Annotated in this window: 12 protein-coding genes; all 12 read left to right on the top strand. The window is 66.3% G+C overall.

Going from position 1 to position 16,397, the window contains the following annotated elements; genetic code table 11:
* The first annotated feature begins 43 nt into the window (after positions 1 to 43).
* Complete coding sequence (uxaC, locus tag QPK29_RS04940) at positions 44 to 1,438, top strand: glucuronate isomerase (protein ID WP_371770345.1); 1,395 nt, start codon at positions 44 to 46, stop codon at positions 1,436 to 1,438.
* A 10-nt stretch (positions 1,439 to 1,448) separates the two neighbouring features.
* Complete coding sequence (locus QPK29_RS04935; RefSeq protein ID WP_056132799.1) at positions 1,449 to 3,047, top strand: UxaA family hydrolase; 1,599 nt, start codon at positions 1,449 to 1,451, stop codon at positions 3,045 to 3,047.
* A gap of 10 nt (positions 3,048 to 3,057) precedes the next feature.
* A complete protein-coding gene (locus QPK29_RS04930) occupies positions 3,058 to 4,485 on the top strand; it encodes a tagaturonate reductase (RefSeq protein WP_371770346.1) in 1,428 nt (475 codons plus the stop codon).
* Between the two features lie 96 nt (positions 4,486 to 4,581).
* Positions 4,582 to 5,877, top strand: coding sequence for an MFS transporter (locus tag QPK29_RS04925; protein WP_371770347.1), 1,296 nt, complete (start codon positions 4,582 to 4,584; stop codon positions 5,875 to 5,877).
* 32 nt (positions 5,878 to 5,909) lie between these two features.
* A complete protein-coding gene (locus QPK29_RS04920; protein WP_371770348.1) occupies positions 5,910 to 6,857 on the top strand; it encodes a 2-dehydro-3-deoxygluconokinase in 948 nt (315 codons plus the stop codon).
* On the top strand, positions 6,854 to 7,579 hold the full coding sequence (locus tag QPK29_RS04915) for a GntR family transcriptional regulator (protein ID WP_229411963.1): 726 nt from the start codon (positions 6,854 to 6,856) through the stop codon (positions 7,577 to 7,579). Before QPK29_RS04920 ends, QPK29_RS04915 begins: the two co-directional genes overlap by 4 nt.
* 66 nt (positions 7,580 to 7,645) lie before the next feature.
* Complete coding sequence (locus QPK29_RS04910) at positions 7,646 to 8,881, top strand: hypothetical protein (RefSeq protein ID WP_371770349.1); 1,236 nt, start codon at positions 7,646 to 7,648, stop codon at positions 8,879 to 8,881.
* Positions 8,882 to 9,013: 132 nt separating this feature from the next.
* Complete coding sequence (locus QPK29_RS04905) at positions 9,014 to 10,303, top strand: sensor histidine kinase (protein ID WP_371770350.1); 1,290 nt, start codon at positions 9,014 to 9,016, stop codon at positions 10,301 to 10,303.
* 1 nt (position 10,304) lies between these two features.
* Positions 10,305 to 11,045 carry a LytR/AlgR family response regulator transcription factor gene (locus QPK29_RS04900; RefSeq protein WP_056132783.1) on the top strand — a complete coding sequence of 247 codons (741 nt, stop codon included), beginning with the start codon at positions 10,305 to 10,307 and terminating at the stop codon, positions 11,043 to 11,045.
* Positions 11,046 to 11,368: 323 nt separating this feature from the next.
* Entirely contained in the window at positions 11,369 to 12,607 is a 1,239-nt protein-coding gene (locus QPK29_RS04895; RefSeq protein ID WP_371770351.1) for a glycosyltransferase, read from the top strand.
* A 77-nt stretch (positions 12,608 to 12,684) separates the two neighbouring features.
* On the top strand, positions 12,685 to 14,802 hold the full coding sequence (locus QPK29_RS04890; RefSeq protein ID WP_400189731.1) for an alpha-L-rhamnosidase-related protein: 2,118 nt from the start codon (positions 12,685 to 12,687) through the stop codon (positions 14,800 to 14,802).
* 74 nt (positions 14,803 to 14,876) lie between these two features.
* Complete coding sequence (locus QPK29_RS04885; protein ID WP_371770353.1) at positions 14,877 to 16,397, top strand: alpha-L-fucosidase; 1,521 nt, start codon at positions 14,877 to 14,879, stop codon at positions 16,395 to 16,397.

Below are 16,397 nucleotides of genomic sequence, written 5' to 3'. Positions count from 1 at the left end.
CCATCCTGATATATCAGATTTAGCCACCAAGGAGCTACACGCTATGACCGCCTTCATGGACCAGGATTTCCTCCTCACCACCGACGTCGCCCGCAAGCTTTATCATGAAGTTGCCGCCGACCTGCCGGTCATCGACTACCACTCGCACCTGCAGCAGGGCGAGATCGCCGAGCGCAAGACCTTCCGCAACATCGCCGAGCTGTGGCTGGGCGGCGACCATTACAAATGGCGTCTGATGCGCACGGCGGGCGTGCCGGAGGAATACTGCACGGGCGACCGCCCGGACAAGGAAAAATTCCTGGCCTTCTGCAAGGTGCTGCCGCTCGCCATCGGCAACCCGATCTATCACTGGAGCCACCTGGAACTGCGCCGCATCTTCGGCATCGACCTCGTCATCAACGAGAAGAACGCGGAAGCGATCTGGGAGCAGGCGAACGCGAAGCTGGCCGGCATGGACACGTGGACGTTCCTGGAGCAGGCCAAGGTGGAAATCGCCTGCACGACGGACGACCCGGCCGACGACCTGCTGCAGCACGCCGAGATCGCGCAATCGGCGCTGAAGACCCGCGTGCTGCCGGCCTACCGTCCGGACAAGGCCATGCGCATCAATAACCCGGGCTTCGAACAATACGTGGCCCGCCTTTCCGACGTGGCCGGCGTGAAGATCGATTCGTTCACGTCGTTGATCGCCGCGCTGGCCAACCGTGTGGAATACTTCCATGCGCGCGGCGGCCGTATTTCCGACCACGCGATCGACATCCCGCTGCCGACCGTCGCCGCGACGGCCGACCAGCTGGACGGCCTGTTCGCCAAGCGCATGCGCGGCGAGCTGCTGGGCGACCTCGAACAGGCGCAATACCTGCGCGGGCTGCTGGAGGCGATCGGGGGAGTCTATGCGAAATACGACTGGACGATGTGCTTCCACATCGGTGCCATGCGCAACAACAACCAGCGTATGCTGGAGACTTTGGGTCCGGATACCGGCTTCGATTCGATCTCGGACATGACGACCAGTAACGGCCTCGTGGCGCTGCTGTCGGCGCTCGACTCCCGTAAACAGCTGCCGAAGACGATGCTGTTCAACCTGAACCCGGCGATGAATGAAGTGCTTTCGACGATGATCGGCAATTTCCAGGACGGCAGCGTGGCCGGCAAGGTGCAGTTCGGCCCGGCCTGGTGGTTCAACGACCACAAGCTGGGCAACCTGAACCAGATCCTCGCGTTCGGCAACCACTCCGTGCTGGGCATCTTCGTGGGCATGGTGACGGACTCGCGCAGCTTCGCGTCGTACCCGCGCCACGACTATTTCCGCCGCCTCGTGTGCCGCCAGCTGGGCGAATGGGTCGCCAGCGGCGAGTATCCGGAAGACTACGATGCGCTGGCGACCATCGTGCGCGGTATCTGCTACGAAAACGCCAAGAACTACTTCAAGCTCTGATTGGGCAACCATGCAAAAAGTAATCTGCATTCACCCGGACGACAGCATGCTGGTCGCCCTGACCGACCTGGCGCCGGGTGATGTCGTGACGTGGAACGGGGAGAACATCCTCGTCGCAACAAAGATCAAGACCAAGCACAAGCTGGCGCGCCGCGCCTTCGCCGAGGGCGAGCTGCTGACCATGTACGGCGTCGTCGTCGGCAAGGCCACGCAGCCGATCCGCAAAGGGGAGGCCGTCACGACGGACAACCTCGCGCATTACGCGTCCGAGGTCGAGATCGGGGAATCGAAGCCGTATACGTGGACGCCTCCGGACGTCGCCGACGTGAAGGACGCCACGTTCGACGGCGTCGTGCGCGCGGATGGCCGCGTGGGCACCGCCAACTACTGGCTGATCTTCCCGCTCGTGTTCTGCGAGAACCGCAACGTGGAGCACCTGCGCAATGCGCTGGAAGGCCCGCTGGGCTATGCGACCAATGATCTTGCCTCGCTCACCTTCCAGCTGCTGGGCGAGGACATGGAAGCGCCGAAGCCCGTCGTGCGCCCATTCCCGAACGTGGACGGCGTGCGCATCATCACCCACAACGGCGGCTGCGGCGGCACGCGCGCGGACGCGCGCTCGCTGTGCAAGATCCTGGCCGCGTATGCCGACCACCCGAACGTGGCCGGCATCACCGTATTCTCGCTGGGCTGCCAGAACGCGCAGATCGGCATGTTCAAGGATGCCCTCGCGAAGCAGAACCCCGACTTCGCCAAGCCCGTGCTGATCTACGAACAGCAGCAATGGGACAGCGAAGAAAAGATGATGAAGGCGGTGCTGCAGGACACCCTGACGCACCTGAAGGACGCGAACAAGGTGCAGCGCCGGCCGATGCCGCTGTCGCACCTGAAGATCGGCGTCAAATGCGGCGGCTCGGACGGCTTTTCCGGCATCTCCGCCAACCCGGCGATGGGCTATGTGTCGGACATGGTCGTCGCCGTCGGCGGTTCGTCGATCCTCGCGGAATTCCCGGAACTGTGCGGCGTGGAGTCGTCGCTGATCGAACGCTGCGTGGAAGACGACGACAAGCGCCGCTTCCTCGGCATGATGCGCGACTTCGAACAGCGCGCGCTGGCCGTCGGCACACACTTCGCCGACAACCCGAGCCCCGGCAATATCCGCGACGGCCTGATCACCGATGCGATGAAATCGGCCGGCGCGGCGAAGAAGGGCGGCACGTCGCCGATCGTCTCCGTGCTGGACTACGGCGAGCAGACGGACAAGCAAGGCCTGGCACTGCTGTGCACCCCGGGGGGCGACGTCGAATCCGTCACGGGCATCGTGGCGTCCGGCGCGAACGTCGTGCTGTTCTCGACGGGCCTCGGCACCCCGACCGGCAATCCGATCGTGCCCGTGCTGAAAATCTCAAGCAACAGCCGCGTGGCCGCGAAACTGTCCGACCTGATCGACTACGACTGCGGTCCGATCATCGAAGGCAAGCCGCTGCCCGACGTGGCGAAAGGCCTGTTCGACATGGTCGTGGCGACGGCGGGCGGGCAATACAAGTGCAAGGCCGACCGGCTGCAGCAATACGACTTCATTTTCTGGAAACGCGATATTTCGCTGTAAGGGCAGACCCATGACTCAACTTCGTCGTACCACTCCGTTCGCACTGCCGGTCAAGATCCTGCAGTTCGGGCAGGGGAATTTCATGCGCGGTTTCTTCGACTGGCAAATCGACCTGCTCAACGAGCGCACGGGCCTGAACGCCGGCGTCGTCGTCGTGCGCCCGCGCGGCGGTAGCTCGGCCCCGCTACTGGACGTGCAGGACGGCCTGTTCACCGTGCTCGTGCGCGGCCTGGACGAGGCCGGGCTGCCGGTCAAGCAGTACCGCAAGGTCGAATGCGTGCAGCGCGAGATCGATCCGGCCACGATGTACGCCGACTACCTGGCCCAGGCGTCGAACCCCGACCTGCGCTTCATCGTCTCCAACACGACGGAGGCGGGCATCGTCGTCAACGACACCGATGGCCAGGCCGACGCGCCGCCGGTGACGTTCCCCGCCAAGCTCACGCAACTGCTGTTCGCCCGCTACCAGGCGTTCGGCGGCGCCCAGGACAAGGGCCTCGTCCTGCTGCCCTGCGAACTGATCGACAAGAACGGCGAAGCGCTGAAGAACGCCGTGCTGCACTACGCGCGCCTGTGGGACCTGCCGGCCGGCTTCGCCGCGTGGATCGGCGACGCCTGCACGTTCTGCAACACGCTCGTCGACCGCATCGTCACCGGCTACCCGGCCGCGGACGCCGCGCAGGTCGAGCAGGAACTGGGCTACGCGGACCCGTTCCTCGTGGCGGCCGAGTACTACTACCTGTTCGTGATCCAGGGCCCGGCGTCGGTCGGCGAAGAGCTGAAGCTGGCGGGCGCGGATCTCAACGTGAAACTCGTCGACGACATCACGCCGTACAAGAAGCGCAAGGTCGGCATCCTGAACGGCGGCCACACGACCCTCGTGCCGGTCGCGCTGCTGGCGGGCCTGGAAGCGGTCGGTCCGGCCGTCGACGACGCCCAGGTGGGCGCGTTCCTGCGTGCGGCCATCGACGACGAGATCATCCCGGCGCTGGAGATGGACCGCGCGCAACTGGAAGCGTTCGCCGCCGACGTGCTGCGCCGCTTCCGCAATCCGGCCATCCACCACCGGCTCGCGGCGATCGCCCTGAACAGCTGGAGCAAGTTCGCCGCGCGCGTGCTGCCGCAACTGCTGCGCTACGCCGAACTGCACGACGGCCGCCTGCCGCGCCGCCTCGTGCTCGCCATGGCCGCGACGATGGTGCTGTACCGCGGCGGCATCATCGACCTCGCGGACGATGCGGTCACGCTGGCATGGTTCAAGGCAGGCTGGGACAAGGTCGGCAGCGGTGAATGGACGCTGGACGACCTGGCGCACGGCTGGCTCGGCCACGCCGCGCTGTGGGGCAGGGACCTGAACGCCGTGCCGGGACTGGCCGCGCAACTGGCCGCGAACCTGCGCGCCATCGAACAGCAGGGCATCCGCGCACTGCTGGCTTAAAACACGACGACAACCGATCGAGAGAGACCGCCGGCGCCTCCGCGCCGAGCGGTCCGGGATCTTGCGCGCCCAAAAAACGGCGCCGGAGGAGACAACATGAGCAAAATGAGGGGCATGCGCTGGTGGATGGTAGGGCTGGTCACGCTGGGCCTGATCGTCAACTACCTGGCGCGCAACACGCTGTCGGTCGCGGCGCCGACGATGATGGCGGAACTGCATATCGACACGAAGCAGTATTCGTACATCGTCGTCGCGTGGCAGGTCTGCTACGCCGTCATGCAGCCCGTGGCCGGCTTCGTGCTGGACGCGATCGGCACCAAGATCGGCTTCGCCGTGTTCGCGTTCGCCTGGTCGCTGGCCTGCGCCTGCGCCGCGCTGGCCTCGGGCTGGCAGAGCATGGCGTTCTTCCGCGGCCTGCTCGGGCTGACGGAGGCGGCGGGCATCCCGGCCGGCGTCAAGGCGACGACGGAGTGGTTCCCGGCGAAGGAACGGTCGGTCGCCATCGGCTGGTTCAACATCGGCTCGTCGATCGGCGCCCTGTGCGCGCCGCCGCTCGTCGTGTGGGCGATCCTGCACGCGGGCTGGAAGTCGGCGTTCGTCATCGTGGGCGGGCTGGGCATCGCGTGGACCCTGCTGTGGGTCGTGTTCTACAAGCACCCGCGCGACCAGAAACTGCTGTCCGATGCGGAGCGCGACCACATCCTGTCGGGCCAGGAGGCAAAGCACCAGGACAGCGCGGCGAGGGCGTCGTGGCGCGAGATCGTCAGGAACCGGAACTTCTGGTCGATCGCGATCCCGCGCTTCCTGTCCGAGCCGGCGTGGCAGACGTTCAACGCGTGGATCCCGCTGTACATGGCGACGGAGCGCCACATGGACCTGAAGGAGATCGCGGTGTTCGCGTGGCTGCCGTTCCTCGCCGCGGACATCGGCTGCGTGCTGGGCGGCTATCTGTCGCCGTTCGTGCACCGGCATTTCAATGTCTCCCTGTTCGCGTCACGCAAATGGGTCGTCGCGTTCGGCGCGCTGTGCATGATCGCCCCGGGCTGCATCGGCCTCGTGGCCAGCCCGTACACCGCGATCTTCCTGCTGTGTATCGGCGGCTTCGCGCACCAGACGCTGTCAGGCGCGCTGTACGCGATCACGTCCGACGTGTTCGGCAAGAACGAAGTGGCGACCGCCACCGGGCTGGCCGGCATGTCCGGCTACCTGGGCGCGACCCTGTTCACGCTGGTGTTCGGCGTGGTGGTCACGCACGTGGGCTACAGCCCGCTGTTCGTCGTGCTGGCCGTGTTCGACGTGCTGGCGGCGGTCGTCGTCTGGACCCTGGTCCGTGATGGCGGTCCGCGCACGCCCCGCAAAACAGATGCCCCGGCCGTCGCCGGCATCCGGTAAACTCTCGCCGACACTCAACACAAGGACCCACGATGGCAGCACACACCGTCTACGCGATCGGCGAATGCATGATCGAACTGCAGAAGCACGGCGAACAGGGCACGCTCGACTACCGCTTCGGCGGCGACACGCTGAACACGGCCGTGTACATGGCCCGCCTGCTCGACCCGGCCGTCGCCGACGTGGCCTATGTGACGGGCCTGGGCCAGGACGGCATGTCCGCCGAGATGCTGGCCGCGTGGGAGCGCGAAGGCATCGCCACCGCCAGCGTGCTGCGCCTGGCCGACCGGCTGCCCGGCATCTACATGATCGAGACCGACCCGGATGGCGAGCGCCGCTTCCACTACTGGCGCAAGGATTCCGCCGCGCGCCACTGGATGGCGGCGCCGGGCGCCGACCGGGTACTCGCGCAACTGGCCGAGGCGCGCATGGTGTACCTGTCCGGCATCAGCCTCGCGATCCTGTCCCCGGGCGACCGCGACGTGCTGATCGCGACGCTGGCGCGGTGCCGAGCGGCGGGCGGCAAGGTCGTCTTCGACAACAACTACCGGCCGCGCCTGTGGGAGAGCGCGGACGCGGCGCGCGACGTCTACGGCCGCGTGCTGGCCCATGCAGACATCGCGCTGCTCACGCTGGACGACGAGGTCGCGCTGCATGGTCCGGGCGACGCGTCCGGCGCGATCGAGCGCACGCGCTCGCTGGGCGTGGGCGAGATCGTCGTCAAGCGCGGCGGCGATCCGGCGGTCGTCTGGCACGACGGCACGGTGCACGCGGTGGCGCCGGAGCCCGTGTGCGACGTGATCGACACGACGGCCGCCGGCGATTCGTTCGGCGCCGCCTACATGGCCGCGCGCCTGTCGGGCAAGGGGCCGGAAGACGCCGCGCGCGCCGGGCACCGGCTGGCCGGCACGGTGATCCGCCACCGCGGCGCGATCATCCCGCGCGACGCGATGCCGAATTCGCTACACTTCCGACCATGAACCACCAGGCCCCACCCAATCCCGTGACCGAGGCGGAGAACGGCCTGTCCGCGTCGCGCCGCGTCTACCTGTGCCTGCGCCGGCGTATCGTCGAAATGGACATGCTGCCCGGCACCCGCGTCGTCGAGCGCGACATCGCCGAGGAGTTCGGCACGAGCCGCACGCCCGTGCACGAGGCCGTGCAGCGCCTCGCGGACGAGGGCCTGATCGAGATCGTGCCGCGTTCGGGCACGTTCGTGTCCCGCATCCCGCTCGACGCGCTGGACGAGGCCAACCTCGTGCGCCACGCGCTGGAGACGGCGATCATCGAAAAGGCGGCCGAGCGCGTGGGACCGGACGACGTGGCACGCCTGCGCGCGATCCTGGCCGAGCAGGAGGCTGCCATCACCGCGAACGACTTCGGCACGTTCCACCGCACGGACGAGCGCTTCCACGCACTGCTGGCCGAGCTGTCCGGCTATCCGGGCGTGTGGCCGATCATCCAGCAGGCCAAGACGCAGATGGACCGCTACCGCCAGCTCACCCTGCCGCTGGAAGGCCGCATGGCCGGGGTGCTGGAAGAGCACCGGTCCGTCGTCGACGCGATCGAGGCGCGCGACCCTGCCCGCGCGGTGGCCGCCATGCGCGAACACCTCGACCATGTGATGCCGGTGCTGGAAATCACCCGCAAGCTGCGTCCGGAATTCTTCACGACCCACCTCGACGCGCGCCCCGCACGCTGACGCGTTCTTCGCCCCGCGCGACCGATTTGTTACCATGGTGGCTCGTAAACTTTGATGAAGTCAGCCATGCCCAACAACAAGCGCCCGGCCAAGGGCCCGTCGGCCCAGCCCAACCGCAAGCCAACGAAGACGGCCAAGCCGGTGGAAGCGGATCCCGACGAGCTGGCCCAGAACCTCGTCGACCTGGCGCTCGAGATCACCGAGCGCGAAGGCCCCGACGCGGCCGCGCTCACCGCGCGCCAGGAAGAACTGACCGTGCTCGTGCGCCGCATGCTGCGCCGCAAACACGACGACGTGCTGTACGGCGCCATCGAAGTGGCGAAATACACGGATCCCGATTGCTGCCGCCTGCTGCGCGAGCGCGTGGAGGAAGAGGCCGCCACGTACCACGTCCGTGGCGACGACGAGATGGAACTCGAAATCGACGCCTTCATGATCCCGCTGTTCGTGCACAGCACGGGCGGCCTCGTGCAGGAAGACGTGTTCCGCGACGACGCCGATTTCGACGCCCTGATGGACAGTTTCCGGCAATCCGGCCTCGCCAGCGCCGCCACGCGCATCGTGCTCGTGCGCCACCTGTACGACCTGGACGCCGTCGACCGCATCCGCTACAGCCACCTGCAGGAGATGCTGCGCGAAGCCGCGCAGGCGATGCGCTCGCGCAAGCTCGTCGCCACGCCGGCCATCGAGGCCAGCATGCGGCCATGGATCGGCGGCGACTACGAACCGGAGGACGACGCGATGGAGCTGCGCTTCCTGCTCGGCTTCGCGCTGAAACCGGTCGACGATCCGTTCTACAAGGTGCCGTCCGGCGAGGCGGCGTCCGATGCGTACTTCGAAGGCCGCATGGCCCGCTACCGCATGTGGGCCGGCAGCGTGTCGCCGCTGCTGCAGCGCTGCCTGTCGCGCCACCCGGCCGAAGTCGAGCTGAATTTCCTGTACCAGGATCTGTTCTACGGTGCCAAGGAGCAGGGCGTGGGCGAGCTGTCGATGCTCGCCACCCTGGCCGAGGTCAACCAGAAACTGGAAGAGCAGCAGCGCCCGCCGGACCGCATCAAGGCCGTCGTCGCGCCGCTGGAGGCCAATGGCGAACCGGTGCTGCGCATCAACCTGTACCCGCTGGACGGCGGCGCGCCGCTGGCCACCGTCGACAAGCCGCTCGACCTGGCCGCGCACCTGGAGGCCGAGCTGGAAGACTTGTGCGATGCGCTGGGCACGGTCGGCCTCGACGGCGTGCTGCTGGCCCGCGGCTTCGATACGGCCGGCGAACCGGAAGACGCGGAACCCTATCTTTCGGCCTGAGGGCCGTTGCCTCGGCCGTTCAAACCCGGAAAAACGCATTCATGCCACGGGCGGTCCCCTTCGTCGCAGCGTCCGCCGGGTCATCAGGGCGCCGATACAATGATCCTTGTCGAACGTTACCAGGGGTCCATCATGACTGTTCCATTCCGCCTGCCGGCCGTGCCGCAGGACCACAAGCTGGCACGGCGCTATATCGTGCAAACGATCCTGCGGCATGGTGCGACCGTTATGCTGGCGTGGGTGGTCATCCTGGCCTTCGGGCTGATCCTTGCATGGCGCTTCGAAAGCCTGCGCCATCTCGACGTCTGGAACCTGCCCACCACGCTGCTGGTGTCGCTGGTTTTGCCGTTGCTGGGATGCAGCGCGACTGCCATCGGCCTGGCCCGGCAGCATCTCGATGGTTTGCGGGCGTCCGGCACGCCGTTGACCAGCGACTGGATGGCTGCGCGCGTCCGCCGCGAAGCAAGCTCGGCGTTCGACCCCATGACCACATTCGATCTCTGCGCCGAGATCCTGTCCAGTGTCGGTGCCGGTACGGCGCTGGGCTACGCGGGTCCGCCTGCATTCGACCACGACCCGTTCCACGGAACGATGGCCCTTGGCTCCCGCCGACCGCTTCGGCTCCACAACCATGTCCGCATCCGGATCAGCCGCGATGAAGGCGGGACGACCCGTATCCGTATCGAGCACCTCCCCGGACTGCAGTTATTCCTTGCGCCCGGCCAGGCGTTGCAGGCGGTGGAAACGGTGGCGGGCCTGCTGCGCGAACGCCTGCGCCAGCGCGGACTGGCGATCGAGACGGCCCGGCGCGCGCAAGAACTCGAGCGGGCGGCCCTGCATGCCCGGCTGAGCGCCCTGCAGGCCCAGGTGGAGCCGCATTTCCTGTTCAATACGCTGGCCAACCTGAAATACCTGATCCGCACTGACCCGGAACGCGCCCAGGGCATGCTCGACAGCCTGGTGGGCTATTTGCAGAGCGCGCTGCACGACATGCGCGCCGTCTCCTCGACGCTTGGACGCGAACTGGCGTTGGCACGCAACTATCTGTCGCTCATGAGCGTGCGCATGGGGCCGCGCCTGCGCTTCCGGATCGATGCGCCCGATGACCTGCTTTCGGTGCCCATGCCCCCGGCCATGCTGATCTCCCTGGTCGAGAATGCCGTCAAGCATGGGCTGGAACGCGCGACCCGTCCCGTCACGGTGACGATCGCCGCGCGGACCGAAGGCGGCGCCCTGCAGTTGCTGGTGAACGACGACGGCGTCGGTTTCACCGACCAGGCAGGGCAGGGGTTCGGACTGTCCAATATCCACGAGCGCCTCGCCTTGCTGTATGGCGGCGCCGCATCGCTGACGGTTTCCGGGGCGGCCGAAGGCGGCGTGGTAGCGGTCCTGACCCTGCCGCTGGCAGCGACCGGAGCCTGACATGCCGATCGCCCTCATCGTCGAAGACGAACCGTTGCTGCGTGCGGAACTCCGCGACCAGTTGCATGCACTGTGGCCCGAACTGGAGATCGGCGCGGAGGCCGAGAACGGCATCGAGGCCGTGGCGTTCGTCGAGTCCCTGCGGCCGGACGTCGTGTTCCTCGACATCCAGGTGCCGGGCCTGGACGGGCTGGAAGTCGCGCGCCACATCCCGGACGCCACCCAGGTCGTGTTCGTCACCGCCTATGCCGAACACGCGCTGCGGGCGTTCGAGACGGGCGCCGCCGACTATCTCGTGAAGCCCCTCGATACCGGACGGCTGATGCAAACGGTCAAGCGCCTCAAAGCGCGCGGACGTGACGGCAACAGGCCGCCCGCTGATCTCTGGCGGCAACTGTCCAGCCCGCCGGCACCCGTCACCTACCTGAAATGGCTCAGGGCTTCGGTGGGCAATATCGTGCGCCTGGTGATGGTGAGCGAAGTCCAGTTTTTCCAATCCGACGGTAAATACACGCGTGTCGCCACGGCGGGCGGGGATGCGCTGATACGGCTGCCGCTGAAGGCCTTGATCGAACAGCTCGATCCCAGCCAGTTCGTGCAGGTGCACCGCGCCGCGATCGTCAACCTGCAGGCCATCGACCACATCGTCCGGGACGGGACGGCGATGGAAATCCTGCTCAAGGGCAGGACCGAAAAGCTCGCCGTGAGCGAGGCGTACGGCCGTCAGTTCCGTCAGATGTGACCCTGTTTTTGCGGCACTGCACACGTCGTCACGCAAGCGTAGATGATGCCGCTTCGTAGTGTTTTTTCTATTGTCCGCGTAGGAGGGAACCTACAATTTTTGGCACTCTGCCGAGCTCTCCTAGGGAGACCCGGACCGCAAGGTGTCCACTAGGTTTCCCAATGCAAATATTGCAATGCATAAATGAAAATATTAAGAATCTTGCATGATACGATTCACTGGTCCGGCACCTGATCTGTCGGTGTTTTCCAGAGCATCGACGCATCAGGTTCCGGCCTTGAATCCAGATCAACTAGAACGCCCCAAGGCGAAAGGAAATCAACATGCCGACCCTGATCGTGTTTTGCCATCTGCGCTGGGACTTTGTCTTCCAGCGCCCCCAGCACCTCATGACTCGCCTGGCGGAACACTACCGAATCCTGTTTGTCGAGGAGCCGGTGTATGACGAGGGCAAGGCGCACCTGAAGAAGACGGCCGTTGCGCCGAACATCACGGTGTGCCAGCCGCATACCGGCATCCAGGCACCCGGCTTCCACGACGACCAGATCCCCACGCTGCAAACGCTGCTGGCCGACCTCGTCCCGGAAGGCGAGCGTCCCGTCGTCTGGTTCTACACCCCGATGGCCCTGCCGCTGCTGCAAGGCTTCGATCCGGCACTCGTCATCTACGACTGCATGGACGAACTGGCGGCCTTCAAGAACGCCCCGAAACAATTGCTGCAGCGCGAAAACGCACTGCTCAACATCGCCGACCTGTGCTTCACGGGCGGTCCGAGCCTGTACCAGTCCAAGCGCGAGCGCCACGCCAACGCGCACTGCTTCTCGAGCAGCGTCGACGCGAAACACTTCCAGAAGGCGCTGGACCGCGACTACAGCCACCCGGAGCAGGCGCACGTCGCCCGTCCGCGCCTGGGCTTCTACGGCGTCATCGACGAGCGCTTCGACACCGACCTCGTAAGCCAGGTCGCCCAGGCCCGTCCGGACTGGCAGATCGTCCTGGTGGGTCCGGTCGTGAAGATCGACCCGGCCAACCTGCCGCGCGCGCACAACATCCACTACATGGGCCAGCGCACGTACGAACAGCTGCCGCAATTCCTGGCCGGCTGGGACGTCTGCCTGCTGCCGTTCGCGCTGAACGAGTCGACCAAGTTCATCAGCCCGACCAAGGTGCTGGAATACATGGCGGCCGAACTGCCGTCCGTCAGCACCCCGATCACGGACGTGAAGGTGCCGTACGGCGACGTCGTCGCGATCGCGGACACGCCGGAGAAATTCATCGCCGCCTGCGAGCGCATGCTGGCCATGAACGACGAGCAGCAGGCCGCGCTGAAGGAACGCATGCGCGCCATCGTCGCCAACACGTCGTGGGACAAGACGGCCGCCAGCATGCACCACCTGATCCAGACGACCGCCCCGAGCAACAAGGCCCAGCGCTTCCTCGCCCAGGCGGAACAGCAGGACTTCGACGATGTCGTCAACGCCGAGAACGTCAATCCGCTGCCGATCGCCGCACTGGCCGCGCGCATGACGCCGAAGGACGGGATGGCAAAGGCCGCGGGCTGAGCGCAGAAATCGCTCAACCGGGCGATTAAATCGCCCAAACGCGCAAGACCGGTGACGAAGGTGAATACAATTCGCGCATGCGCATGTATTCACTCTTCATCGGTCTCCTGCTGTCGCTCGTCTGCGGCCTCGCGGGAGCGCAGGGCACGGCGACCTGGATCTGGTCCCCGGGCGATTTCGAGATCTGGCTCTCCAACCGGATGCAGGCGCAGCGCGTCGAGCGCGACGTCGCCTGGCCCCCGTTCTGGCGCCTGTACAACCACCAGCCGCAGGTGAACTTCATCCGGCAGGTCGACCTGGCCGCGCCGGAAGACATCGAGGTCACCGTCGAAGGCATCCACAACGTCGCCATCGACGGCCGGTTCGTGCATGGCGACCAGCGCCACGTGCGCGTCCCCGCCGGCAGGCACACGCTCAACCTGCAGGTCTATAACGCGGCCTCGCCGCCGGCCGTGTTCGTGCAGGGCAGGACGATCCGCTCCGACGCGTCATGGTCGGTCGGTCCGCGTCCCGGTGCGCCGACGGCCCATGCGGCGCACTGGAACCTCGCCGCGCCGGACACGCCGCCATCCGGCTACCGCCTGCCCACCCGCGAGATCCCGGCCGTCGCCGTCACGCGCGCGGAGGGCGCCATCCTCGTCGACTTCGGCCGGGAGACGACGGGCTTCGTCAAGCTGAAGAACCTCGCGGGCAGCGGCAAGATCGCCTTGTACTACGGCGAGTCGAAAGAGGAAGCGTTGTCCGTGGAGGGCGCCGAAACCCTCGACCGCTTCACCCTCGCGGACCACCGCGGCGACTTCGTCGCGCCCACGTCGCGCGCCATGCGCTACGTGAACATCCGCTTCGATGGCGGCATCCACATCGACGACGCGGCGCTGCTGTACGAATACCTGCCGGTCGCGCACCGCGGCACGTTCAAGAGTTCCGACGACGAGTTGAACCGGATCTGGGACGTCGCCCAGCGCACGCTGGAGCTGAACACGCGCGAATTCTTCATCGACGGCGTCAAGCGCGACCACTGGGTCTGGTCCGGCGATGCCGTGCAGACCTACCTGATGAACTACTACACGTTCTTCGACAGCGATACGGTCAAGCGGACGACGTGGGCGCTGCGCGGCGCGGATCCGGTCGACATGCACATCAACACGATCCTGGATTACTCCCTGTACTGGTTCATCGGCATCCGCGACTACTACCAGTACACGGGCGACGCGGACTTCGTGAAGAGCGTCTACCCGCGCATGACGACCCTGATGGACTTCGTGCTCGCGCGCCGCAACGCGAACGGCATGCTGGAAGGCTTGCCGGGCGACTGGGTGTTCGTCGACTGGGCCGACATGCCCAAGGATGGCGAGCTGGCCGTCATCCAGCTGCTGTTCGCCAGGAGTCTCGAGGCGATGGCCGATTGCGCCGCGCTCGCGCACGACGACGCGAAGGCCGCCACGTACCGCCAGCTCGCCGCGGACCTGAAGGCGGAGATCATGGCCGCGTTCTGGGACCCGCGCCGGCAGGTATTCATCCACGGCCGCAAGGACGGCAGGATCGACCCGCTCGTCACGCGCCATCCGAACATGTTCGCGCTGATGTTCGACTACCTGGACGACGCGCAGGCGGCCGCCGTGCGCCGCAACGTCCTCACGAGCGACACGGTGCCGAAGATCACGACCCCGTACATGCGCTTCTACGAACTCGCGGCGCTGGCGGAAAGCGGGCAGCAGCGCTACGTCACGGGCCAGATCAAGGATTACTGGGGCGGCATGCTGCGTGCGGGCGCGACCTGCTTCTGGGAGCAGTACGATCCGAAGGTGGAGGGCGCCGCGCGCTACGCGATGTACGGCAAGCCGTTCGGCATGAGCCTGTGCCACGCCTGGGGCGCGAGCCCGCTCTACCTGCTCGGCAAATACTACCTGGGCGTGAAGCCGACGCAGCCCGGTTACGCGGCCTATGTCGTCGAGCCGGACCTGGGCGGCCTCGCATGGATCGACGGGAAGGTGCCGACGCCGCACGGCGACATCGCCGTGTACGCGGACGCCAAGACGATCCGGGTGACGCCCGTGGCAGGGCAGGGCGTCCTGCGGTTCACGAGTGCGAGCGCACCCCGCAGCGACGGCGGGACGATCCGCAGGATCGGCGAGCGGCGCTACGAGCTGGCGCTGGAAGGAGGGAAGACGGTCACCGTTGCGCGGACAAAATAAGCTGTTGCGGGGACTCCTTGGGTGCATCTATAATCGCGGCTGTACGTTATAGATTAAAAACCAAGGAGACCGAATTGCGCCGCTCACTTCTTTCCACCCTCATCCTGTGCGGCGTGTTCGCCGGTCCGCTGGCATCCGCTGCCGACCAGGCCGTCCAGCTGACGCACGTCGCCGGCCCGTTCGCCGCCGATCCGGCCTCGCTGGACAAATACGAGACGCCGGACTGGTTCCGCGACGCCAAGTTCGGCATCTGGTCGCACTGGGGCCCGCAGGCCGTGCCGCGCGCCGGCGACTGGTACGCGCGCAATATGTACATCTACGGCACGCCGCAGTACGAACACCACCTCAAGCACTATGGCCACCCGAGCAAGTCCGGCTACAAGGACATCATCCCGCTGTGGAAAGCCGAGAAATTCGATCCCGACGCCCTGATGGCGCTGTACGCCAAGGCCGGCGCGAAGTATTTCGTCAGCATGGGCGTCCACCACGACAATTTCGACCTGTGGGATTCGAAGTACCACCGCTGGAACGCCGTCAAGATGGGCCCGCACCGCGACATCGTCGGCGCCTGGCAGAAGGCGGCCGTCAAGGCGGGCCTGCGCTTCGGCGTGTCCGAGCACCTGGGCGCGAGCTACGGCTGGTTCGGCACGAGCCATGGCCACGACGAGGTGTTCCCGCAGATCGGCGTGCCTTACGACGGCGCCGATCCGCAGTACGCGGACCTGTACCACCCGAAGCATGACGAGCTGTTCGGCGGTGGCCAGAAGTGGTACACGAAGGACGCAGCGTATCACCAGGAATGGTTCAACCGCATCACCGACCTCGTGACGCACTACAAGCCGGACCTGCTCTACACCGACGGCGGCATTCCGTTCGGCGACACCGGCAGGACACTCGTCGCCAATTTCTACAACGAGAACATCAAGACGCACGGCAAGCTGGAAGCCGTGTACAACCACAAGGACATCGGCTCCGGCGAGTTCCTGCGCAAGGCCGGCGTGCAGGACGTCGAGCGGGGCGTCATGAACGGCATCCAGCCGCTGCCGTGGCAGACCGACACGTCGATGGGCGACTGGTTCTACAGCGAGGGCTACAAGTACAAGACCACGCGCGACGTCGTGACCATGCTGGCGGACATCGTCAGCAAGAACGGCAACCTGCTCCTCAACGTCGTGCAGTACCCGGACGGCAGCCTGCCGCCCGAGTCGCGCAAGTTCCTCGACGAGATGGCGGCCTGGATCCAGGTCAACGGTGAAGCCATCTACGGCACGCGGCCGTGGAAGACGTTCGGCGAAGGCCCGACGAAGACGGAAGGCGGCGCATTCAAGGAAAACGCGGACTATACGGCCGCCGACATCCGCTTCACCACCAAGGGCGGGTCCGTGTACGCCATCACGCTGGGCGAGCCGAAGGGGCAGGTGCGCATCGCGTCGCTCGGTACGAAGGCCGGGCTGGAGAAACGCCCGGTCAAGTCGGTGTCGCTCGTGGGCGCCACCGCGCCGCTGCGCTGGAAGCAGCAGGACGACGCCCTCGTGATCGACGTGCCGGCCAGCCTGCCGACCACGACCGCCTCCAGTTTCAAGATCGGATTCTGA

The organism is Massilia orientalis (assembly GCF_030411975.2).
Lineage (GTDB): Bacteria > Pseudomonadota > Gammaproteobacteria > Burkholderiales > Burkholderiaceae_D > Telluria > Telluria orientalis.
Note: the sequence above shows the minus strand (reverse complement) of the source record. Positions and strands in the feature narration are given on the sequence as shown.

Bases quoted from the DNA above. Each gene is read 5' to 3' on its own strand.
- uxaC (WP_371770345.1), top strand. From the start codon at position 44: ATGACCGCCTTCATGGACCAGGATTTCCTCCTCACCACCGACGTCGCC.
- QPK29_RS04935 (WP_056132799.1), top strand. From the start codon at position 1,449: ATGCAAAAAGTAATCTGCATTCACCCGGACGACAGCATGCTGGTCGCC.
- QPK29_RS04930 (WP_371770346.1), top strand. From the start codon at position 3,058: ATGACTCAACTTCGTCGTACCACTCCGTTCGCACTGCCGGTCAAGATC.
- QPK29_RS04925 (WP_371770347.1), top strand. From the start codon at position 4,582: ATGAGCAAAATGAGGGGCATGCGCTGGTGGATGGTAGGGCTGGTCACG.
- QPK29_RS04920 (WP_371770348.1), top strand. From the start codon at position 5,910: ATGGCAGCACACACCGTCTACGCGATCGGCGAATGCATGATCGAACTG.
- QPK29_RS04915 (WP_229411963.1), top strand. From the start codon at position 6,854: ATGAACCACCAGGCCCCACCCAATCCCGTGACCGAGGCGGAGAACGGC.
- QPK29_RS04910 (WP_371770349.1), top strand. From the start codon at position 7,646: ATGCCCAACAACAAGCGCCCGGCCAAGGGCCCGTCGGCCCAGCCCAAC.
- QPK29_RS04905 (WP_371770350.1), top strand. From the start codon at position 9,014: ATGACTGTTCCATTCCGCCTGCCGGCCGTGCCGCAGGACCACAAGCTG.
- QPK29_RS04900 (WP_056132783.1), top strand. From the start codon at position 10,305: ATGCCGATCGCCCTCATCGTCGAAGACGAACCGTTGCTGCGTGCGGAA.
- QPK29_RS04895 (WP_371770351.1), top strand. From the start codon at position 11,369: ATGCCGACCCTGATCGTGTTTTGCCATCTGCGCTGGGACTTTGTCTTC.
- QPK29_RS04890 (WP_400189731.1), top strand. From the start codon at position 12,685: ATGCGCATGTATTCACTCTTCATCGGTCTCCTGCTGTCGCTCGTCTGC.